At 70.0% G+C, this 19,760-nt stretch carries 20 protein-coding genes; 6 read left to right on the forward strand and 14 right to left on the reverse strand.

Going from position 1 to position 19,760, the window contains the following annotated elements:
• Positions 1–67 precede the first annotated feature (67 nt).
• From F0415_RS04770 to F0415_RS04795, 6 genes are all read right to left on the reverse strand, one after another.
• Positions 68–973: a DUF4097 family beta strand repeat-containing protein gene (locus tag F0415_RS04770; protein WP_188310291.1), complete on the reverse strand. Its 906-nt coding sequence runs from the start codon at positions 971–973 to the stop codon at positions 68–70.
• A 47-nt stretch (positions 974–1,020) separates the two neighbouring features.
• A complete protein-coding gene (locus F0415_RS04775) occupies positions 1,021–1,479 on the reverse strand; it encodes a hypothetical protein (RefSeq protein WP_149860061.1) in 459 nt (152 codons plus the stop codon).
• A complete protein-coding gene (locus F0415_RS04780) occupies positions 1,466–2,068 on the reverse strand; it encodes an RNA polymerase sigma factor (protein ID WP_149860062.1) in 603 nt (200 codons plus the stop codon). Before F0415_RS04780 ends, F0415_RS04775 begins: the two co-directional genes overlap by 14 nt.
• 32 nt (positions 2,069–2,100) lie before the next feature.
• Complete coding sequence (locus tag F0415_RS04785) at positions 2,101–2,709, reverse strand: arginase family protein (RefSeq protein ID WP_149860063.1); 609 nt, start codon at positions 2,707–2,709, stop codon at positions 2,101–2,103.
• A 137-nt stretch (positions 2,710–2,846) separates the two neighbouring features.
• Positions 2,847–4,595, reverse strand: a complete 1,749-nt coding sequence (locus F0415_RS04790) for a phosphoenolpyruvate carboxykinase (GTP) (protein ID WP_149860064.1) — start codon at positions 4,593–4,595, stop codon at positions 2,847–2,849.
• A gap of 62 nt (positions 4,596–4,657) precedes the next feature.
• Entirely contained in the window at positions 4,658–5,242 is a 585-nt protein-coding gene (locus F0415_RS04795) for a TetR/AcrR family transcriptional regulator (protein ID WP_149860065.1), read from the reverse strand.
• 115 nt (positions 5,243–5,357) lie between these two features.
• On the opposite strand from F0415_RS04795, the gene F0415_RS04800 reads away from it, so the two are divergent.
• Genes F0415_RS04800 through F0415_RS04810 form a run of 4 tightly spaced genes read left to right on the forward strand, consistent with a single transcriptional unit; the run spans position 5,358 to position 9,369 of the window.
• Positions 5,358–6,254, forward strand: coding sequence for an alpha/beta fold hydrolase (locus F0415_RS04800; RefSeq protein ID WP_149860066.1), 897 nt, complete (start codon positions 5,358–5,360; stop codon positions 6,252–6,254).
• The gene (locus tag F0415_RS04805; RefSeq protein ID WP_149860067.1) at positions 6,251–8,731 is read left to right on the forward strand and encodes an acyl-CoA dehydrogenase; all 2,481 of its coding nucleotides are present in this window, start codon (positions 6,251–6,253) and stop codon (positions 8,729–8,731) included. The genes F0415_RS04800 and F0415_RS04805 overlap by 4 nt, the downstream gene beginning before the upstream one ends.
• A gap of 25 nt (positions 8,732–8,756) precedes the next feature.
• The gene (locus tag F0415_RS12765) at positions 8,757–8,891 is read left to right on the forward strand and encodes a hypothetical protein (protein WP_281286591.1); all 135 of its coding nucleotides are present in this window, start codon (positions 8,757–8,759) and stop codon (positions 8,889–8,891) included.
• Positions 8,892–8,898: 7 nt separating this feature from the next.
• Complete coding sequence (locus F0415_RS04810) at positions 8,899–9,369, forward strand: hotdog fold domain-containing protein (RefSeq protein ID WP_149860068.1); 471 nt, start codon at positions 8,899–8,901, stop codon at positions 9,367–9,369.
• A gap of 4 nt (positions 9,370–9,373) precedes the next feature.
• Here the strand turns inward: F0415_RS04810 and F0415_RS04815 are convergent, their stop codons facing one another.
• Positions 9,374–9,724 (reverse strand): DUF1304 domain-containing protein, encoded by a 351-nt coding sequence (locus F0415_RS04815; RefSeq protein ID WP_149860069.1) that lies wholly within the window; start codon positions 9,722–9,724, stop codon positions 9,374–9,376.
• Between the two features lie 28 nt (positions 9,725–9,752).
• Positions 9,753–11,096: an NTP/NDP exchange transporter gene (locus tag F0415_RS04820; protein WP_149860070.1), complete on the reverse strand. Its 1,344-nt coding sequence runs from the start codon at positions 11,094–11,096 to the stop codon at positions 9,753–9,755.
• Between the two features lie 165 nt (positions 11,097–11,261).
• Between F0415_RS04820 and F0415_RS04825 the strand changes: the two genes are divergently transcribed.
• Positions 11,262–12,854 carry a GMC family oxidoreductase gene (locus tag F0415_RS04825; RefSeq protein WP_149860071.1) on the forward strand — a complete coding sequence of 531 codons (1,593 nt, stop codon included), beginning with the start codon at positions 11,262–11,264 and terminating at the stop codon, positions 12,852–12,854.
• Positions 12,855–12,869: 15 nt separating this feature from the next.
• Here the strand turns inward: F0415_RS04825 and F0415_RS04830 are convergent, their stop codons facing one another.
• The gene (locus F0415_RS04830) at positions 12,870–14,819 is read right to left on the reverse strand and encodes a M48 family metallopeptidase (RefSeq protein ID WP_149860072.1); all 1,950 of its coding nucleotides are present in this window, start codon (positions 14,817–14,819) and stop codon (positions 12,870–12,872) included.
• 40 nt (positions 14,820–14,859) lie between these two features.
• Positions 14,860–15,447, reverse strand: coding sequence for a LemA family protein (locus F0415_RS04835; protein ID WP_149860073.1), 588 nt, complete (start codon positions 15,445–15,447; stop codon positions 14,860–14,862).
• A gap of 81 nt (positions 15,448–15,528) precedes the next feature.
• Here F0415_RS04835 and F0415_RS04840 point away from each other — a divergent pair, with 81 nt between their 5' ends.
• Positions 15,529–16,767 (forward strand): serine hydrolase domain-containing protein, encoded by a 1,239-nt coding sequence (locus F0415_RS04840; RefSeq protein WP_149860074.1) that lies wholly within the window; start codon positions 15,529–15,531, stop codon positions 16,765–16,767.
• 155 nt (positions 16,768–16,922) lie between these two features.
• Here the strand turns inward: F0415_RS04840 and F0415_RS04845 are convergent, their stop codons facing one another.
• From F0415_RS04845 to gcvT, 4 genes are all read right to left on the reverse strand, one after another.
• Positions 16,923–17,357: a histone gene (locus F0415_RS04845; protein WP_149860075.1), complete on the reverse strand. Its 435-nt coding sequence runs from the start codon at positions 17,355–17,357 to the stop codon at positions 16,923–16,925.
• A gap of 42 nt (positions 17,358–17,399) precedes the next feature.
• Complete coding sequence (locus F0415_RS04850; protein WP_149860076.1) at positions 17,400–17,705, reverse strand: hypothetical protein; 306 nt, start codon at positions 17,703–17,705, stop codon at positions 17,400–17,402.
• A gap of 453 nt (positions 17,706–18,158) precedes the next feature.
• Positions 18,159–18,554 carry a glycine cleavage system protein GcvH gene (gene gcvH, locus F0415_RS04855; RefSeq protein WP_149860077.1) on the reverse strand — a complete coding sequence of 132 codons (396 nt, stop codon included), beginning with the start codon at positions 18,552–18,554 and terminating at the stop codon, positions 18,159–18,161.
• A gap of 68 nt (positions 18,555–18,622) precedes the next feature.
• A complete protein-coding gene (gene gcvT / locus F0415_RS04860; RefSeq protein WP_149860078.1) occupies positions 18,623–19,714 on the reverse strand; it encodes a glycine cleavage system aminomethyltransferase GcvT in 1,092 nt (363 codons plus the stop codon).
• Between the last annotated feature and the right edge of the window lie 46 nt (positions 19,715–19,760).

Here is a 19,760-nt window from a genome sequence, read left to right on the forward strand (position 1 = left end):
ACCGAAGCGGCGCCGCCCCGGAGGGCCTGCCCCCCCGAGGCGGCAAATTTATTTATGAATCAATGTTTTATCTGATGACGATCCGGACATTGCCGGAGAAGGACTCCGCCCGGATCTCGCCTTCGCCTGCCCCCAGCCTGGTCTCCAGGCGGCTGCCGGGCCCGTACTTCTCGGTCTTGACCTCTCCGACCGGGCTGCTGATGCGGCCCGAAAAGCTCTCGACCTGGAGCCTGGCCGAGGTGGCTGCCGGCAGGACCAGGTCCAGCCGGCCGCTCAGGGTCTCGGCCTGGACGCTGCCGCCCCTGGCCAGCGCGAGGGCCAGACGGGCGTCGCCGGACACCGAACTGAAGACCAGGCGCTCCAGCATGCCGGCCTCGACGTCTACGTCCCCGGACACCGACTCGATCTGGACCCGGCCCTCGACCCGGCCGCGCAGGCCGATGTCGCCGCTGACCGTCTCCGCGCGCAGGTCCCGCGTGTCCAGCGCCGCCTCCAGGTCGCCGCTGACGCTGGCCAGCCTGGCTTCGCCGGGACGGGCATCGCGCACCATCACGTTGCCACTCACGCTGTCCACCTCCAGCCGCCGGCCACCGACGCCGCCGACCTCCACCGTCGCACTGACGGCATCCACGTTCACCGAGGCCCCCGCCGGCACCCGGACGCGCAGCTCGGACGGCTCGCCGCCATCGCCGCCGCCCCAGCCAAACCAACCGCCGCCGCGACGCGGGTAGCGGACCCGGATGCTCAGCGCGTCCTCGTCGCCCTCCAGCTCCAGCCCTTCCACGCCCTCGCCGAGACTGCCGGTGATGCTGACCTCCGGCCGGTCCCAGGCCTCGACCTGGATGCGGCCCTTGACGTTGTCGATGCTCACCTGGCCGTCGGCGGCAAGCGGGCGGGTTTCGTCTATCGGGGTGGCAGCCAGGGCCGGCGCGGCAGCCAGGCACAGCAGCGGGGCGATCAGGCGGGGCGACATGGCAATACTCCGTGACGTTTGCATGTTTACGTATGCGTGGAACCGGTTCAGCCGAGGGCGGCCCGTTGGGTCAGGGACAGGCGGCGCGCGTAAGTGCGGCGCAACTGGTCCAGCAGCCTGACCTCGCCCGGGTCCTGGGCCAGGGCACGACGGATCTCCAGGGCGCTGGCGTCCAGGGTGTCCAGGGCCGGCGCCAGCTCGGGCGGGACCGGCACCGCTTCCAGTTCGCGCAAGGCCGCCTCGTATTCGGCCACCAGCGCCTCGGCCTGGCGCTGGACGAGGTCCGCCCGCAAGTCCGCGATCGGGTCGCCCCGGGCCGGGCGCAGTTGCCAGACCAGGCCCGCGACCAGCGCCAGGCTGGCCGCCAGGGCCAGGCCCGTCCAGCGGAACTGGCGGCGCCGGGGCCGGACCGTCAGGCGCCTGGCGATGCCGGGCCAGAGATCCCGTGGAGGCTCCATTTCCCTGGGCAGCTGCCGCAGCTGCCAGCGCAGTTCATTCTCGCCCATGGCCTTCTCCCAACCGGGCCCGCAACAGATGGCGGGCGCGGTGCAGTTGCGCTTTCGAACTTCCGACCGCCATGCCGAGTTCGGCGGCGATTTCCTCGTGCTTCCAGCCTTCGACGTCGTGCAGCACCAGCACGGCCCGCGCCCGCGGCGGCAGGGTCGCGATGGCCCGTTCCAGCTCAAGGCCGGAGGCGGCGCGCTCGACATCGTCACCAGCCGGGTGATGCAGCAGGGCCTCGTCGCCGGTTTCCAGGTCTTCGTTACCGCGCCGGGAGCGCAGCTCCATCAGCGCGGTGTTCACCGCCAGTCGGTGCAGCCAGGTCGAGAAGGCGCTTTCGAAACGGAAACCCGGCAGGGCCTGCCAGGCGCGCACGAAGGCGTCCTGGACGAGGTCCTCGGCCCGGGCCTCATGGCCGCAGATGCGCCACAGCAGGGCATACACCCGGCGCACGTGGCGGCGGTATAGCGCCTCGAAGGCATGCCGGTCGCCGGCTCCGGCGGCGCGGACCAAGGCATGGTCCTCCTCGCGCGCCGAGGCGTCGGCGGCGGAAGCGGGCGGCAGCGTATCGGTGGCCACGGCGAGGTTCAGCATATCCGCTCCGATGCCGGGCGGACGCGGAGGGTTTAGCCGGCGCCGACCGGCTGCCGCGCGAAACGCGCCGCAACGGCCACGGTGGCAGCATGGATATCCACGATGTCCTCGATCTCGGGCGCATAGCCACCGGCCATGCACACGGCCACCGGCAGGCCGCGCTCGCGGCAGGCGGCCAGCACCCGCCGATCACGCTCGGCCAGGCCGTGGGCCTGGGCATGACGGGCGGCGATGACGGCATCGTTGAATACGCAGTAACCGCCGCCGCGGGCCCGGCCGGCATGGTGGGTGCCGCCGGCCAGGTTCACCGCCACCCCGTCGCCGGCCAGGGCCGCGCGCAGGGCCTGCAGCGTGCCTCCGGCGGAACGGCGTGAGCGTTCGACCATCGCCGCCGACCAGGGAAAGCCGATCCGGCGCATCTGCTCCGGGCCGATGCTTCCGTCCAGCATCGCCCGAACGTATTCCCGGTCGTGCACCCGCAGCAGGTCCCGTTCGCCGACCGCCGGCGGTTCAAGCAGCTCGATGCCCCACAGGTCCGCCATCGCCGCCACCCGCCGGTACAGGCGGGCGTACTTGGCCATCGGGAAACGATGGCCGTCCGGCAAGGGCAGGACGAACCGGTGGCAATAGAAGGCCTTCATCGCCGGCGAGCATAACGGCCGACCCGGCAGGGCCGCGACGCGGCCGGTCGTCGCCGGGCGCGAAAGAAAGGCCCGCGCGGGACGGGCCTTTCGGGAGAGCGCCGATCCGGACGAGCGCGGGCCCGGGCGTGCCCGGTTCAGCCGAGTCCTGCGGCGATGCGGTCGCGCTCGGCCTTCAGTGCCGCCGGGGTACGGTCGCCGAACTCGTTCAGGTACTCGGCGATCGCCTCCATCTCCGCTTTCCAGCCCTCGCGATCCACCGCCAGCAGCTCGGCCAGTGCCGCGGGGGCGATGTCCAGGCCCTCGGTGTTGATGTCCTCCGGACGCGGCAGGTTGCCGACCGGGGTCTCCACCGCGCCTGCCTGGCCGGTGACGCGCTTGAGCATCCATTCCAGCACCCGCAGGTTGTCGCCGAAACCCGGCCACATGAATCGGCCGTCGGTGTCCTTGCGGAACCAGTTGACCTGGAAGATCTTCGGCAGCTTCATGCCCGGCCTGTCGAAGCTCAGCCAGTGCGCGAAGTAGTCGCCGAAGTTGTAGCCGGCGAATGGCTTCATCGCCATCGAGTCGCGCCGCACCACGCCAACCGCGCCGGTGGCGGCGGCGGTGGTCTCGGACGCCATCGAGGCGCCGACCAGCACGCCATGGGTCCAGTCGCGGGCTTCCAGCACCAGCGGCACCAGCGAAGCGCGCCGGCCGCCGAACACGATCGCGCTGATCGGCACGCCCTGCGGATCCTCGGCCTTGTCGGTGTAGCTCGGGCACTGCCTGGCGCTGACCGTGAAGCGGGCATTCGGGTGCGCGGCCGGACCCCTGGCGCTGTCGTAATCGCGGCCCTGCCAGTCCTTGGCCGGCGCGCCGGAACTCATGCCCTCCCACCATGGCTGGCCGTCGGCGGTGACGCCGACGTTGGTGAAGATCGCATCCCGGTTCAGCATCGCCATCGCGTTCGGGTTGGTTTTCTCGCTGGTGCCGGGCGCCACCCCGAAGAAGCCGGCCTCGGGGTTGATCGCGTAAAGGCGCCCGTCGGCGCCCGGGCGCATCCAGCAGATGTCGTCGCCCACGGTCCAGACTTTCCAGCCGGCGCGGCGGTAACCCTCCGGCGGGATAAGCATGGCCAGGTTGGTCTTGCCGCAGGCGCTGGGGAAGGCGGCGGCGACGTAGTGGATTTCGCCCCGCGGATTCTCGATGCCGACGATCAGCATGTGCTCGGCCAGCCAGCCCTCCTGGCGGGCCTGCCAGCTGGCGATGCGTAGCGCGTGGCACTTCTTGCCCAGCAGGGCGTTGCCGCCGTAACCGGAGCCGTAGCTCTGGATGCTCAGCTCCTCGGGGAAATGCATGATGAAGCGGCGGTTCGGGTCAAGCTCGCCGATCGAATGCAGGCCCTTGACGAACGAGCCCTCGCGCTCGATCCGGGCCAGGGCCTGCGCGCCCATGCGGGTCATGATGCGCATGTTGGCGACCACGTAAGGGCTGTCGGTGATCTCGACGCCGCAGCGCGACAGCGGCGAATCGATCGGGCCCATGCAATAGGGCACCACGTACATGGTGCGGCCGCGCATGCAGCCGGCGTAGAGCGCGTCCATCTGGGCATGCGCCTCGGCCGGATCCATCCAGTTGTTGTTCGGGCCGGCGTCGGCCGGGTCGCGGGTGCAGACGAAGGTCAGGTGCTCGACCCGGGCAACGTCCTGGGGATTGGAGCGGTGCAGGTAGCAGTTCGGGTGGGTCTGCCCGTTGAGCTTGATCAGGTCCCCGTTGGCCAGCATCAGCTCGACCAGGCGGGCGTTCTCGGCATCGGAGCCGTCGCACCAGTGGATGGCGTCGGGCTGGGTGAGTTTGGCGACCGAGGCGACCCAGTCGTTGAGGGCGGGAAGATGGCTGGACATCGAACGGGCTCCTGTCGGGGCCGGGGCTGGGGAATGCGGGAAGGCGACGCCGGACATCGGCGTCAGGCGGGGATCAGTGTGGCCATGACGTGGCCGACGTAGGCTTCGAACTCGTCATGGTGCAGGCGCGGCTGGCCCAGTTGCAGCGAAAGCTGCAGGAAGCCGACGTAGGCCGCGTAGGTGAGCCGGGCCCGGTTCTGGGCGTCCTGCCGGTTCAGGCCGGCCTGGCGGAAGCTGGCGGTCAGGTAATCCAGCCGCCGCTGCGAAACCCGATGCAGCACCGGCTGCACCACCGGATGGTCGAGGGCCTTGAGCAGTTCGCTGTAGATGATGTGCGGCTTGAGCTCGTGCGCGACCAGCTGGAACAGGGCGCGCAACCGGGCGCGCGGCTCGGGGATGGCCTCGAGCTGGCCGAACACCGTTTCCTGCTCCATCGCCTCCCAGCGCTCCAGCGCCGCCACCAGCAGGGCCTCGCGCGACGGGAAATGCCAGTAGAAACTGCCCTTGGTGACGCCAAGGCGCCTTGCCAGCGGTTCGACCGCCACCGCTGCCAGGCCCTGTTCGGCGATGACGTCCAGGGCGGCGACGGCCCAGTCCTCGGCCCTGAGGCGGGCCGGGCGATCGGTTTTGGGGGCGGCAGCAACCATACGGTGGCGAAGTGTAAAGGATGGAGGGAGGGCATGAAACCGCCCGTGGAACCGAATCTTGCACCATACGGACCGGTATTGACAGCTTGACCGGCGCCTGACGATACTCAGCCGTATGGATAACCGCGCCCAGCCGCTACCGGCGACGCCCGCGCCGCTTTCGCTCAGGGCCGGCGACGGCCTGCCCCTGGCCGCCCAGGCCCTGCCCGGCGGCGGCCCCGGCGTGCTGCTCTCGCATGGCTTCGGCCAGACCCGCCAGGCCTGGTCGGCCACACAGGCCCGCCTGGCCGGCCAGGGCCTGGCCAGTCTGGCCTGGGATGCCCGCGGCCATGGCCAGTCGGCGCGGAATCCGCCGGATCGCCCCTACCGCGGCCAGCAGTTCGTGGACGACGTGCGGGTGGCCGCCGCCGCCGCCGGCCGGGCGCCGGTGCTGATCGGCGCCTCCATGGGCGGCCTGACCGGACTGCTGGCCCAGGCAGCGGCGCGCCCCTTCTCCGCCCTGGTATTGGTGGACATCACGCCGCGCTGGGAAGCCTCCGGCGTGGAGCGCATCCTCGCCTTCATGCGCGCGCATCCGGACGGCTTCGCCTCCTACCACGAAGCCGCCGAACGGATCGCCGACTACCTGCCGCACCGGCGCGGCCGCAAGTCGCCCTCGCAACTGGCGCACCTGCTGGTGCCGCGCGGGGACGGCCGGCTGGTCTGGCACTGGGACCCGCGCCTGCTCGACGAGTTCATCCCGGACACCGCCGGCCTGCACAGTCGCCTCGAAGACGCCTGTCGCGCCCTGGATGTGCCGGTGCTGCTGGTCAGCGGCGGGCGCAGCGACCTGGTCAGCGATGAGACCGTGGCACATTTCCTGGACCTGGCGCCGCACGCCCGCCACGTCCGCCTGCCCGAAGCCACCCACATGGTGGCCGGTGACGACAACGACGCCTTTACCGATACCCTGCTGGAATTCCTGCATGACCTGGCCGTCCCGCCGGCGGCCGCTTCCGGAGACTCCCGATGAGCATCCTTGCCCTCCTCGCGCCCTTCCTCGCCCTGCTGCTGGCAGCCTTGCTGGCGGCCTACCAGCGCTGGCGCCTGGCCGTGTTCGCCGCGCTCGCCGGCAGCCTGCTGGTGCTGGCCGGCCTGGCCGGCGCCGACCTCACCGCTACCTGGGTGGCCGCTGGCCTGCTGGCGATCACCACCCTGCCACTGCTGATCACCCCGCTGCGGCAGGCGCTGATCACCCGCCACGCACTGCGCTTCTACACGAGGATCCTGCCGCCGCTGTCGGATACCGAGAAGACGGCGCTGGAAGCGGGCACCGTCGGCTTCGAGGGCGAGCTGTTCTCGGGCATGCCGAGGTGGGAGCAACTGCTGTCGCAGCCGAAGCCGGAACTGAGCACCGAGGAACAGGCGTTCCTGGACGGCCCGGTCGAACAGCTCTGCCGCATGGTCAACGACTGGGAGGTGACGCACGTGCGCGCCGACCTGCCGCCGGAGATCTGGGACTTCCTCAAGAAGAACCGGTTCTTCGGCATGATCATTCCGAAGGAATACGGCGGCCTTGGCTTCTCCGCGCTGGCCCACCACAAGGTGATCCAGAAGCTGGCCTCGGTATCGGCCACGCTCAGCTCCACCGTCGGCGTGCCCAACTCTCTGGGTCCGGCCGAACTGCTGCTGCACTACGGCACGAAGGAGCAGAAGGAGCACTACCTGCCACGCCTGGCCGACGGCCGCGAGGTGCCCTGCTTCGCCCTTACCGGTCCCTTCGCCGGCTCCGACGCCACCTCCATCCCCGACTACGGCATCGTCTGCGAGGGCGAGTGGAACGGAGCCCGGGTGCTCGGCGTCAGGCTCACCTTCGACAAGCGTTACATCACCCTGGCGCCGGTGGCGACGGTGATCGGCCTGGCCTTCCGCCTGTACGACCCGGACCAGCTGCTGGGCGACCGGAGCGACCGCGGCATCACCCTGGCCCTGGTGCCACGCGACACGCCGGGCCTGGAAGTCGGCCGCCGCCACTTCCCGCTCAACTGCGCCTTCCAGAACGGCCCGGTGCGCGGCGACGGCATCTTCGTGCCGCTCAGCCAGCTGATCGGAGGCGAGGATTACATCGGCCACGGCTGGCGCATGCTGGTCGAATGCCTGAGCGTGGGCCGCGCCATCACCCTGCCCTCCACCTCTTCCGGCGCTTCCAAGATCGCCGCCGTGGTCAGCGGCGCCTACGCCCGCATCCGCAAGCAGTTCGGCCTGTCCATCGGCCGTTTCGAGGGCGTCGAGGAAGCCTTGGCCCGCCTGGCCGGCAATGCCTACGCCTGCAGCGCCCTGGCCCAGGCCACGGCGGCGGCTGTGGACCGCGGCGAGAAGCCGGCCGTGCCCTCGGCCATCGCCAAGTACCACACCACGGAAATGGCCCGGCAGGTGGCCTGCGACGCCATGGACATCCACGGCGGCAAGGGCGTGATCCTGGGGCCGATGAATTACCTGGGCCGCGGCTGGCAGGCGGCGCCGATCTCGATCACGGTCGAGGGCGCCAACATCATGACCCGCTCACTGATGATCTTCGGCCAGGGCGCGATCCGCTGCCATCCCTGGGTGCTGAAGGAAATGCAGGCGGCCACCCACCCCGACCCGAAGGTGCGCCTGCGCGAGTTCGACGCCAACCTGTTCGGGCATATCGGCTTCGCCATCTCCAACGCGGTGCGCAGCTGGGTGCTGGGTCTGGCCGCGGCGCGCATCGGCAGGGTGCCGGGCGATGCCTACACCCGCCGCTACTACCGCAAGCTCAACCGCTACTCGGCCAACCTGGCCCTGGTGGCCGACACCTCGATGCTGATGCTGGGCGGCAAGCTGAAGTTCAAGGAAAAGCTGTCCGGCCGCCTGGGCGACGTGCTCAGTCATCTGTACATCGCCAGCGCCATGCTCAAGCGTTACCAGGACCAGGGCTGCCCGGCCTCGGAGCGGCCGCTGCTCGCCTGGGCCTTCCACGATTCGGCCTACAAGATCGAGAAGGCGCTGTCGGGCGCGCTGCGCAATTTCCCGATCCGTCCGGTCGGCTGGCTGCTGTGGATGCTGGTCTTCCCCTGGGGCCGCCGGGCCCAGGAGCCCAGCGACCGCCTGGGGCACCGCGCCGCCGCCCTGCTGATGTCGCCTTCCGATGCCCGCGACCGCCTGGCCGAGGGCGTGTTCCTGACCCCCTGCGCCAACAATCCGGCCGGCCGGGTCGACAGCTACCTGCCCAAGGTGATCCTGGCCGAGCCGGTCGAGCGCAAGTTCCTCAAGGCGCTGAAGAACAGCGACATCGAGGCCCTGGATTTCTCCGCGCAGCTGGACGAGGGCGTGGCCGAGGGCTGGATCACCGCCGAAGAACGCGCCCAGCTCGAAGAGCTGCGCGCCATGACCCTGGACGCGATCACGGTGGACGACTTCGACCCGGCCGACCTGGAATCGGCAGCGCTGTACCGCCGGCGCCAGGAAGGCAGGCAGCGGGTTGCCTGAGCCGTCGCCGCCGGGAACCACGTCCGTGGATGACACCCGTTGGGTGGTTCTCGGCGGCCCGCACAGCCTGGCCCGCGGGCTGCGCCACCCGGCCGTGCACCTGCTCACCGTGGCTTTCCTGGCCGGCGCGGCGGTGTTCGCGCTTCCCCTGTTCAACTGAGGCCACCATGTCCGACGCCCCGCTGCTGCGCCTGTACCGCAAGTTCCTGCGCTGGCCGGGCGGCCGCTGGCTGTTCAGCCGCGCGGTCTGCTTCAAGGCGCCCTACTTCGCCAGCATCCGTCCCAGCTTCCGCCTGCTGGAGCGCGGCCGTTGCGAGGTGACCATTCCCGACCGCCGCGCCGTGCACAACCACCTGGGCACGGTGCACGCCATCGCCCTGTGCAATCTGGCCGAGCTCGGCGCCGGCGTGATGACCGACGCCTCCCTGCCGGCAGGCATGCGCTGGATTCCCAAGGGCATGACGGTGTCCTACCTGAAGAAGGCCAGCGGCACGATGCGCGGCGTCGCCACGCCGATGCGCGAGATCGTCGCTGCCGAGACCGGCTACGAGCTGCCGGTGAACGTGGACGTGTTCGATCCGGCCGGCGACAAGGTCTTCAACGCCCTCATCACCATGTGGGTCAGCCCGAAGAAGTGAGCGCTCAGAGGTAGTGCACGGCGACCGCGGCGAGCAATCCCGGCAGGGCCTGCACGTACAGGATGGTGCGCTTGACCGTGGCGGCGCCGAACAGGCCGGCCACCACCACGCAGCCCAGGAAGAACAGGCAGATGCCGCGGGCGTCCAGCCACAGCCCCCAGAGCAGGCCCGCGGCCAGGAAGCCGTTGTAGAGCCCCTGGTTCATCGCCAGCCGGGCCGAGGCCCGTGCGAAGCCCGGATCCAGACGGAACACCCGCCGGCCCAGCGGACGCGTCCAGAGGAACATCTCCAGCACCATGAAGCCCAGGTGCAGCAGCGCCACCAGCAGCACCAGCGATTGCGCGATCGTGGACATGACAGGCTCCTCCCTCCAGGCCGACAGGCTAGCGCCGATCGGGGTCGGCCGGCAGTCTGGCCTGCTCGCGGACAAGCCTGAACGCGCCCAGACCCAATCCCGCCGCCACCAGCGCGCCGACGCCGAACACCAGGCTCGAGCCGAAGACGGCCAGGGCCTTGTGGCTCCAGACGAAGAACAGGTCGCCGAAGCGGTAGACCGCGGTATCGACGACGGCCTTGCCCTTGTAGCGTATCTCCCGGCCCACCCGGGTGTAGATGGTCTCGCGCGCCGGCTTGGCCAGCGAAAACTCGCCCGCCCGGGTCAGCACCTGCACCACCGCCACCAGCATTGGCAGCGGCGAAGCACTCAGCAGGGCGAAGCCGCCGAGGATGGCAAAGGCGGGAATCAGCAGCGCCGGTTTCACGCCGAACCGGACCAGCAGCGGCCTGGTGACGAAGAGCTGCACGAGGATCGTGACCAGGTTGATGGCCAGATCGATGCTGGCGTAGTAGGCGGTACGGTCGCCGTCCTCCGGGAAGAAGGCGCGGGCGATCGCCGCCTGTTCGTTGTACAGCAGGGTTCCAACGCCCACGCCGAAAAACATCACAACCGCCATGGCCCGCAGCAGCGGCTCGTCCCGGAGCAGGCGCAGGCCGGCCAGGACGCTGCCGCCCATGGCCTGCTCGGCGCCACGCCAGCCGCGCTCGGTCTCGCGCAGGCGTGCCCAGCGGCCCAGGCGCAGGATGCAGACGACACACAGGCCCAGCAGTACCGCCGATACCAGCAGCAGGTTGGCCACGCCGACCTGCCCCACCAGCAGGGAGGTCAGGGACGGACCGGTGAAGCCGCCGACGGTACCGCCGGCGGCGATGAAGCCGTACAGGCGGCGTGCTTCCGGGTCGCTATAGATGTCCGCCATGAACGACCAGAACACGGAGACGGCGAACAGGTTGAACACCGCCACCCAGATGAAGAAAGCCGCGCCCCGGCCCGGCGCTTCGCGCTCGAACAGCAGATGGAAGCCGATCAGGCAGACGATGAAAAGCAGATACAGCACCGGCAGGAACACCCGCCGCGGGAAGCGGCTGACCAGGGCCCCGTAGACCGGCTGCAGCAGCAGCATGGCGACGAAGGTGCCGGTGAACAGCAGCTGCAGCGTCAGCCCGCCCAGATCCCAGCCGCGCTCGCTCGCCCATCGCACCAGGGCAGCCGGGAACACTGCCTGCACGTCGGCCGAGGCCCCCATCGCATCCCGCACCGGCCGCAGCACGTAGTAGCCGGTCAGCAGGAAAAAGAAGTACAGGAAGGACCAGATCAGCGGCGGAAACTCGCGCAGCGTCAGGCGCAGGTGGTCCAAGCGTCCGGCCTTGGCGGGCATGTCGGGGCTCATGCGGGCGGGCGTCCTGCGGGCTGCGCGCACGATAGCCAACCCGGCCGGGCATCGCCAGCGGCGCCGGCGACGATCCCGCATCGCCGACATGCCCGAGGCTGCTCCCGAGTGTTTGCTCTAGACAGGGGGCCTACCGTCGGCCGGTCATATAGGAATGAGCCGCTCGTGTACGACTACATCATCGTGGGAGCGGGTTCGGCCGGCTGCGTGCTGGCCAGTCGCCTGAGCGAGGACCCGGACTGCCGTGTGCTGCTGCTGGAGGCGGGCCCACGCGACTGGCACCCCTTCATCCACATGCCGGCCGGTCTGGCCAAGCTGGTCAACCGCAAGGGCGTGAACTGGGATTACAGCACCGCTCCCGAGCCGGCGCTCGACGGCCGCCGGCTGTGGTGGCCGCGCGGCAAGGTCCTGGGCGGGTCCAGCTCGATCAACGCCATGTGTTACATCCGCGGCCATGCCCGGGACTATGACGAGTGGGCGGCCATGGGCGCCGAGGGCTGGCACTGGGACAACGTGTTGCGCTATTTCCGCCGGAGCGAAGGCAACAGCCGCGGCGAGGACGCCCTGCATGGCGGCCACGGTCCGCTGTCGGTCACCGACCTTCGCCACCGCAACCCGCTGTCCGAAGCCTTCCTGGAGGCGGCGGCGCAGGCCGGTCATCCGGCCAGCGACGATTTCAACGGGCCGCGCCAGGACGGCTTCGGCTGGTACCAGGCCACCATCCGTGACGGCGTCCGTTGCTCGGCGGCCACCGCCTACCTGCGACCGGCCCGCAGCCGCCCCAATCTCAGCGTGGTGACCGGCGCGATGGCGCGCCGGGTGACCATCGAGCGCGGGCGCGCCACCGGCGTCGTGTATACGGCCGGCGGTCGGGCCTTTCACGCGGCCGCGGGCCGCGAAGTGCTGCTCAGCGGTGGCGCCATCAACTCGCCGCAATTGCTGATGCTGTCGGGCATCGGCCCGGCGGACGAGTTGCGGCGACACGGTATCGGGGTGCTGGCCGACCTGCCGGGCGTCGGTGGCAATCTCCAGGACCACCTGGACATCTGCACCCTGCAACGCTGCACCCGCGGCCTGAGCTACGACAGCGCCAGCGACCTGGCGGTGGCCTTCCGCTACTACCTGATGGGCCGGACCGGCCCCGGCGCCAGCAACATCGCCGAAGCCGGCGGTTTCCTGCGCAGCCATCTGGCCGAGGACGAGCGGCCGGATCTGCAGTTCCATTTCGTGCCGGCCCAGCTCGACGACCATGGCCGCAACCGCCTTCCCGGCAACGGCTATACGCTGCACGCCTGCGGCCTGCGGCCGCGCAGCCGGGGTCGCCTGAGCCTGGTCAGCGCCGATGCCGCCGACAAGCCGCGCATCGAGGCGCGTTACCTCAGCGATCCCGAAGGCTTCGACCTGAAGGTACTGCTGGAAGCGGTACGGCGCTCGCGCGAGATCCTGGCGCAGCCGGCCTTCGCGCCGTTCCGTGGCGAGGAAGTGCTGCCCGGCGCCCAGGTATGCGACGAAGCCGGACTGGTCGCCTTCATCCGCCGCAAGGCCGAAACCATCTACCACCCCGTCGGCACTTGCCGAATGGGCCGGACGGACGACCCGGACACGGTGGTGGACCCGCAGCTGCGGGTGAAGGGCATCCAGGGGCTGCGCGTGGTGGACGCCTCGGTGATGCCGAGACTGATCGGCGGCAACACCAACGCACCCACCATGATGATCGCCGAGCGTGCCGCCGACCTGATCCTGGGCCAGGCCGCCTGAGCCGGGCGTCGCCGCTCAGGGCTCCTGCAGGAGCCGCTCCAGCAGCGGCGGCAACGGACAGTGCAAGGCAGCGCAGACCACGCGCAGCAATTCGGCCTCCGCGACACTCATGCGGCCGTCATGACCGGCGGCGGCGACCAGCGCCTCCAGCAGCAGCTCCTTGCCCGTCGGCTCCAGCCGATCCAGTACCGGCCAGGCCTCGTCCAGCGCCCGCTGCCAGTCGGTCGGTGGCCGATACGGCGCGTCCAGGCGCGGAAAGGCCCGGTGCACGCCGGCCAGGTAGGCCCGGCGCGCCTCCGCTTCCTGATCGTGGCCGGCCTGGGCGAGGATGGACAGCAAGTCCAGGGCCGGGGCGGTCGCCGACATCAACCGGGCCTTGCCCGGTACCCAGGCCGAAGCCGGCGCCAGGGCATCGTGCACCTGCACCCGCAACAGCCGGCCGAGACAGTACTCGAACAGGCTGATCCGGCCGTCGGCGTGACTGAGCGCGAAACAGGTATCCATGAACCGTTCCAGCTCCGGCCGGGGCCGCTTCCGCAAGGCCGGCATGGCCATCGCCGCCAGCGGCAGGTGCAACAGGCGCGGCAGGTCCAGCAGCCGGTCGGCGTAGTCCGCGGCCTGCCGCGAAAGGCGCTCGTCGTGGCGGGCGGCCAGCTCGAACAGTTGCCGCTCGCGGACCTGGCCCGGCGGCGCCAGCAGCAGGCCGAACAGCAGCGGCACCGCCTCTTCGCGCTCGTGCGCAGCGGTACGCAGCACTTCCGGCAGGGCCTGCAGCAGGCTGCCGGCACGGGCAAAATCACCGCCGTCCGGGCGCGCCACCCGCGCCACCACCTCAGGTGGCGTGACCCGCAGTTCGACCTCGTCGCCCGGCAAGGGCGGCGGCCGCACGTCGGTACTGGCTGTCGCCACCTCCGGTCCCGCCAGGCCGAGGGCGAGATCCTCGTCCAGGCCGGAGGGAGGATGCATCTGCCATCGCGCCTTCAAGTCCTCGAGGGCCTGCGGTCTGAAGGCCGGCTCCAGCGCCTGGATCCGCTCCAGCAGCGGCGGATGGGTGGCGAACAGGCGCGAGTAGCCGACACCGTCACCGAACAGCATGTGCGCCACTTCCTCGGCGTCGCGGCTGCCCAGTTTCGAGCCGTCCTGCAAGCCGCCGATCTTCTTCAGGGCCCCGGCCAGGCCGCGGGTCTGGCGGGTGAACTGTACCGCCGAGGCATCGGCCAGGAACTCGCGCTGCCGGCTGACGCCGGCCTTGATCAGCCGGCCGAAGAACAGTCCGACATAACCGACCAGCACCAGGCCCAGGGCGGCGACCAATACCGGCGCCGACCCGCGCGAACCGCTCCCTCGCCCGTGCTGCAGGATCTTCCGGCCGATCAGCGCCATCGCCAGGATGCCGAACAGCACGCCCATCAGGCGGATGTTCAGCCGCATGTCGCCGTTGAGGATGTGGCTGAACTCGTGGGCGATCACGCCCTGCAGTTCGTCCCGGTTCAACCGGTCCAGGGCACCGCGCGTCACCGCCACTGCGGCATCATCGGGCGACCAGCCGGCGGCGAAGGCATTGATGCCCGGCTCCTGTTCCAGCACGAAGATCTGCGGCACCGGCACGCCGGAGGCGATGGCGATCTCCTCGACCACGTTGCGCAAGCGCCGGTAATGGATGTCGCGGCTGTCCTCCGGCACCGGGGTAGCGCCCAGTTGCATGGCGACCGCGGCGCCGCCGGCGCACAGGCTGGCGACCCGATACAGGGAAGCGACGCCGATGATGCCCAGGCTGACCAGGCTGGCCAGCGCCAGGCCGGCTGCCAGCGACCCGGACGGTGTCTCTTCCCGGCCAAGGCCGCCGAAGGCCAGCAGGAAGATCAGGTCCACCGCCAGCACCACCGCCGCCACCGCCAGCGCGAACAACACGACCAGCCGCCGCGACTGGCGCCTGGCCCGCTCCTGGCGCTCGAAGAAGTTCATGCCCGCCTCCCGGCTGCCCCGCCCGAGAGCGGGGCCTGGATCAGAAAGCGACCTTGGGTGCCCCACGCTTGGCCGGTTCGTCTATCTCCAGCAGCGCGGCCGGCGCGAAGTTGAACATGCCGGCGACGATGTTGGAGGGAAAGACCTCGCGCTTGTTGTTATAGGCCATCACGCTGTCGTTGTAGGCCTGGCGGGCGAAGGCGATGCGGTTCTCGGTGGAGGTGAGCTCCTCGGTCAGCTGCATCATGTTCTGGTTGGCCTTCAGGTCCGGGTACGACTCGGCCACCATCATCAGCCGGGACAGGGCACCGGCCAGGCCCGTCTCGGCGCTGCCGAGCTGGGACATGGCGGCGGCATCGCCCGGAGCGGCCTTGGCCGCGGCCAGGCCACTGACCGCGGCGGCACGCGCCCGGGTCACCGCCTCCAGGGTCTCCCTTTCGTGCTTCAGGTAAGCCTTGGCGACCTCGACCAGATTCGGGATCAGGTCGTAGCGTCGGGTCAACTGCACGTCGATCTGGGCGAACGCGTTCTTGAAGGCATTGCGGGCGGTGACCAGCCCGTTGTAGATGCCCACGGCCCAGAAGGCGGCAAGGACTGCCAGGACGGCCAACACCACCAGCATCGTCATCGTCGGATTCCCCCTCTCCGGTTCAGGCCGCCGCGGCGGACAGCGCGCTAGAATGCGGCTGCCTCCAAGCCTACCTCGGTCATGCCGCGCAAGAAAGACAAAGCCGCCAGGCATCGGCATCGCCCGCTCCGCCGCCTGGTGCTTCTGCTGGCCTGCACCATCGCCCTCGCCCTCGCCGCATCGGCTGCCGAACCGGCACGGCCGGCATTGCGACTGACACCGCACCTGCCCGAACTGGAGCGCCAGGCGGGCGAGCTGCATGCACGCGCCCGCATCCCGGCCCTGGCCATGGCCATCGTCGAGGACGGCGAGGTCGTTTCCCTGCGTGCCTGGGGCGTGGTGGACAGCAAGACCCTGGAGCCGGCGACGGTGGACACGTCCTTCCGGATCGCCTCGCTGTCCAAGGCCTTCGCCGGCACCCTGACCGCCCTGCTGGTGCGCGAGGGCGCCATGTCCTGGGACTCGCCGATCAGCCAGCAGCTGCCAACCTTCCGCCTGCGCGACATGCAGGGCGCGCGCCGGCTCACGGTCAGGGAACTGCTCAGCCACCAGGTCGGCCTGCCCTACAACACCTACGACCGCGACCTGGAGGCCGATCAGCCCTATCCGCTGCTGGCGGAAAAGCTGGCCGAGGCACCGCTGACCTGCAGCCCCGGCGAGTGTTACGCCTACCAGAACATCGCCTTCAGCCTGGTCGGCGACCTGGTGTTCGCCAGTACCGGCGATTTCTACGAGCACCAGGTCGCCAAACGCATCTTCCACCCCCTGGGCATGACCGGGGCCACCTTCGGCCGCGACGCGCTCGAGTCCAGCCCGAGCTGGGCGCGGCCGCACGTGCGCAGCGGTGGCACCTGGGTACCGGTGCGGCCGAAGGAAAACTATTACCGCGTTCCGCCCGCCGCCGGCATCAACGCCAGCGCACGCGACATGGCGCAATGGCTGATCGCCCAGATGGGTCACCGGCCCGAAGCGTTGCCGCCCGAGGTGCTGGCCGAGATCCAGGCGCCGCAGGTGGAGACGCCCGGCGAGATCCGCGGCAGCAACTCCTGGCGCAGCGAGCGCCTGCGCGCCGCCCACTACGGCCTGGGCTGGCGCATCTACGACTACGCCGGGCATCGGCTGATCTTCCACGGCGGCGCCGTGCAGGGCTACCGGGCCATGATCGGCTTCCTGCCCGATGAGGGCGTCGGCGCGGTCGTGCTCTGGAACAGCGAGAGCAACATGCCCTGGGGCCTGCTGCCGACGGTGCTGGACCGGGCCCTGGGCCTGCCGGCCCGCGACTGGCTGACGCCGCAGGCGCCGCCGCGCCGCCGCCGCTGAGACGGCCACCGCCGGCACGGTCCGGGCGGGAAAGGAGAACCGGAAAGAACGAACGCCGGCACGGGGCCGGCGTCGGAACAGGTGCCTTTGGAAAGTCTCCCTCCCCGCCTGGGCAACACGGGGAGAGAGCCCATACCTACGTGGTCGTCGGCGCCTTACAGGGCCGGGGCAACCGGGGCGGCCGGCATCATCGGCGCCGGCTTCTTGGCGGCCGGCTTGCGCGCGGCCTTCTTCTTGGCAGGCTTCTTCGCAGCCTTCTTGACGGCCTTCTTGGCCGGCTTGCGGGCCGCCTTCTTGGCAACCTTCTTCTTGGCGGCCTTCCTGGCCGGCTTGCGGGTGGCCTTCTTGGCAACCTTCTTCTTGGCGGCCTTCCTGGCCGGCTTGCGGGTGGCCTTCTTGGCCGCCTTCTTCTTGGCAGCCTTCCTGGCCGGCTTGCGGGTGGCCTTCTTGGCGACCTTCTTGGCCACCTTCTTCACGGCCTTTTTCGCCTTCTTGGCGACCTTCCGCACTGCCTTCTTGGCGGCGGCCTTCTTCACGGACTTCTTGGCGGCCTTCTTGGCCGGTTTTTTCGCAGCTTTCTTGGTAGCCATGGTCAACTCCTCGTCAGTTGGCTCGGACTGCCCAGTCACAAGTCACAAAGGCACCGCCACGGGATCGGTCCCGTGGCGCACCGCCGCCTGGCGCGGGGCAAGACGGACGGATTCGAACCGGCGCGGGGCGGCACCGGAAAGACGAACGCCCGGGCCATGACTGGTCCGGGCGTGGGAATCGGGGTGGAACGTGGTGCGAGGGTCGGGGCGGACGTCGCGCCGGGAACCGGAACGGCCATCGGCGGCGGGAGCGGATTTCGCGGAGGGATGTGTGCCCAGGCCCGGCATCTTCTCTTCCGGGATGATGACCTGTTTTGCAACCCGCGATTTCGGTTCGCTCTTGATCACTCGCTTCCGCGATTGGCGTCTGCTTGGCGAAAACTAATCACGGGATTTTCCGATGTCAACAACCTTGCGGAAATTATTTCAAGCCCCGGAACCGCGACGACGGCGTCCGTCGTTCGGAACGATGACCTGGAGATTCATTGAAGGCTTCGCCCCGGAAATGCGGCGCCGAGAAAAAACCCGGGAAAAAACGCTGCGAAACGCAAACGCGGAAATCGTCATGGGGCGTGCGCCGCTTGCCTTCGAACCTTGCCGGCGGGCAGAGGACAGCCGCCGAACGGTCCGGAAAAAAAATGCGCCCGGACTACCGTTCCGGCACCTCGCAGGGGCCGAACTGCGCGGATTCCACCCCAGGCCGGCGGGGCCGAGGCCGCCGTCCATGACCGGCGATCGGGCCGGAAACGACACCGGCCGCACGCGGCGGCCGGTGTCCGGATCGTTTCCAACGGCGTGCCGTCAGCCCCCATCTTCCTCAAGCAAGGCGGCGTAGTCGTCCGGCGTCAGCAGTTCGGCCAGCTGCTCGGCATCGGCCGGCTCGAGCACGAACAGCCAACCCTCGCCGTAGGCGTCCTCGTTGATGGTCTCGGGCTTGTCCGCCAGGGCGGCGTTGACCTCCACCACCTTGCCGCCGACGGGGGCGTAGACGTCGGAGGCGGCCTTGACCGACTCCACCACCGCCACTGCGGCGCCCTGTTCGACCTGGTCGCCGACCTCGGGCAACTCGACATAGACCAGATCGCCCAGCAGTTCCTGGGCATGGTCGGAAATGCCCACCCGGACACGGCCGTCGTCTTCGACGCGGGCCCACTCGTGGGACTTCAGGAACTTCAGGTCGCCTGGGATCTCGCTCATGTTGGTCTGGCCTCGGGAATGGGCGGCGGGAAGGGCGGATAGTCTAGCGGGGCCATGTCCGGCCGGCATCAGCCGAGCACACCCGGCTGGGCCTGGCCCTCGCGCACGAACGGGTACTTCACCACCCGCACCGGAAGCTGCCGGCCGCGCACGTCCACGCGGACCTGGCCGAGCTCGCCGGCCGGCACGCGCGCCAGGGCGATGGCCTTGCCCAGGGTCGGCGAAAAGGTGCCTGAAGTGATCTCGCCGGCGCCGGCCGCGGTGAGCACGGACTGGCCGTGGCGCAACACGCCCTTCTCGTCCAGCACCAGGCCGATGGTCCGGCGCGGTACGCCGGCGGCTTTCTGCGCTTCGAGCGCCGCGCGGCCGATGAACTCGCGGTCCTCGTCGAGCGCCACCGTCCAGCCCAGGCCGGCTTCGTAGGGGCTGACCGACTCGTCCATGTCCTGACCGTACAGGGCCATGCCGGCCTCCAGACGCAGGGTGTCGCGCGCGCCCAGGCCGGCCGGCTTCACGCCGGCAGCCAACAAGCGTTGCCACAGATCCACGGCGCCGTCCTCGGGCACCATCAGCTCGAAACCGTCCTCGCCGGTGTAGCCGGTGCGGGCGATGAAGAGCCCGTCCACCTCGCCGGCGGCGAAACGCGCCAAGGCCAGGGCCGCCTGCGAGGCCTCCGGCGACAGCAGGCCGGCCACCTTCGCCCGGGCATTCGGGCCCTGCACGGCGATGATGGCCAGGTCGCGGCGTTCGAGGATCCGCACGTCCGCGCCTTCCGCCCTGGCCTGGATCCAGGCCAGGTCCTTGTCGCGGGTGGCGGCGTTGACCACCACCCGGAAGAAGTCCTCGGCCAGGAAATAGACGATCAGGTCGTCGATCACCCCGCCCTTTTCGTCGAGCATGCAGGCATAGAGAGCCTTGCCGGGCGTCTTGAGCTTGTCCACCGAGTTGGCCAGCAAGCGGCGCAGGAAGGCCCGGGCGCCGGCACCGCGCACGTCCAGCGGCGTCATGTGCGAAACGTCGAACATGCCGGCGTCGCGCCGCACCTGGTGGTGTTCCTCGATCTGCGAGCCGTAGTTCAGCGGCATGTCCCAGCCGCCGAAGTCCACCATGCGGGCGCCGAGGGCGCGGTGGCTGTCGTTGAGGACGGTTTTCCTGCTCATCGCCTGGCCTGTAGTCGGGGAAAGGCCGGCATTATCGCAGGTCCGG

The organism is Arenimonas fontis, from assembly GCF_008386465.1.
Taxonomy (GTDB): Bacteria; Pseudomonadota; Gammaproteobacteria; order Xanthomonadales; family Xanthomonadaceae; genus Arenimonas; species Arenimonas fontis.

Excerpts from the sequence above, each read along its gene's own strand:
- F0415_RS04775 (WP_149860061.1), bottom strand. The coding sequence starts at position 1,479 with ATGGGCGAGAATGAACTGCGCTGGCAGCTGCGGCAGCTGCCCAGGGAA.
- F0415_RS04805 (WP_149860067.1), top strand. The coding sequence starts at position 6,251 with ATGAGCATCCTTGCCCTCCTCGCGCCCTTCCTCGCCCTGCTGCTGGCA.
- F0415_RS04840 (WP_149860074.1), top strand. The coding sequence starts at position 15,529 with ATGCCGCGCAAGAAAGACAAAGCCGCCAGGCATCGGCATCGCCCGCTC.
- F0415_RS04785 (WP_149860063.1), bottom strand. The coding sequence starts at position 2,709 with ATGAAGGCCTTCTATTGCCACCGGTTCGTCCTGCCCTTGCCGGACGGC.
- F0415_RS04790 (WP_149860064.1), bottom strand. The coding sequence starts at position 4,595 with ATGTCCAGCCATCTTCCCGCCCTCAACGACTGGGTCGCCTCGGTCGCC.
- gcvH (WP_149860077.1), bottom strand. The coding sequence starts at position 18,554 with ATGAGCGAGATCCCAGGCGACCTGAAGTTCCTGAAGTCCCACGAGTGG.
- F0415_RS04815 (WP_149860069.1), bottom strand. The coding sequence starts at position 9,724 with ATGTCCACGATCGCGCAATCGCTGGTGCTGCTGGTGGCGCTGCTGCAC.
- F0415_RS04800 (WP_149860066.1), top strand. The coding sequence starts at position 5,358 with ATGGATAACCGCGCCCAGCCGCTACCGGCGACGCCCGCGCCGCTTTCG.
- F0415_RS04810 (WP_149860068.1), top strand. The coding sequence starts at position 8,899 with ATGTCCGACGCCCCGCTGCTGCGCCTGTACCGCAAGTTCCTGCGCTGG.
- F0415_RS04795 (WP_149860065.1), bottom strand. The coding sequence starts at position 5,242 with ATGGTTGCTGCCGCCCCCAAAACCGATCGCCCGGCCCGCCTCAGGGCC.
- F0415_RS04820 (WP_149860070.1), bottom strand. The coding sequence starts at position 11,096 with ATGAGCCCCGACATGCCCGCCAAGGCCGGACGCTTGGACCACCTGCGC.
- F0415_RS04780 (WP_149860062.1), bottom strand. The coding sequence starts at position 2,068 with ATGCTGAACCTCGCCGTGGCCACCGATACGCTGCCGCCCGCTTCCGCC.
- F0415_RS04770 (WP_188310291.1), bottom strand. The coding sequence starts at position 973 with ATGTCGCCCCGCCTGATCGCCCCGCTGCTGTGCCTGGCTGCCGCGCCG.
- gcvT (WP_149860078.1), bottom strand. The coding sequence starts at position 19,714 with ATGAGCAGGAAAACCGTCCTCAACGACAGCCACCGCGCCCTCGGCGCC.
- F0415_RS04835 (WP_149860073.1), bottom strand. The coding sequence starts at position 15,447 with ATGACGATGCTGGTGGTGTTGGCCGTCCTGGCAGTCCTTGCCGCCTTC.
- F0415_RS04830 (WP_149860072.1), bottom strand. The coding sequence starts at position 14,819 with ATGAACTTCTTCGAGCGCCAGGAGCGGGCCAGGCGCCAGTCGCGGCGG.
- F0415_RS04845 (WP_149860075.1), bottom strand. The coding sequence starts at position 17,357 with ATGGCTACCAAGAAAGCTGCGAAAAAACCGGCCAAGAAGGCCGCCAAG.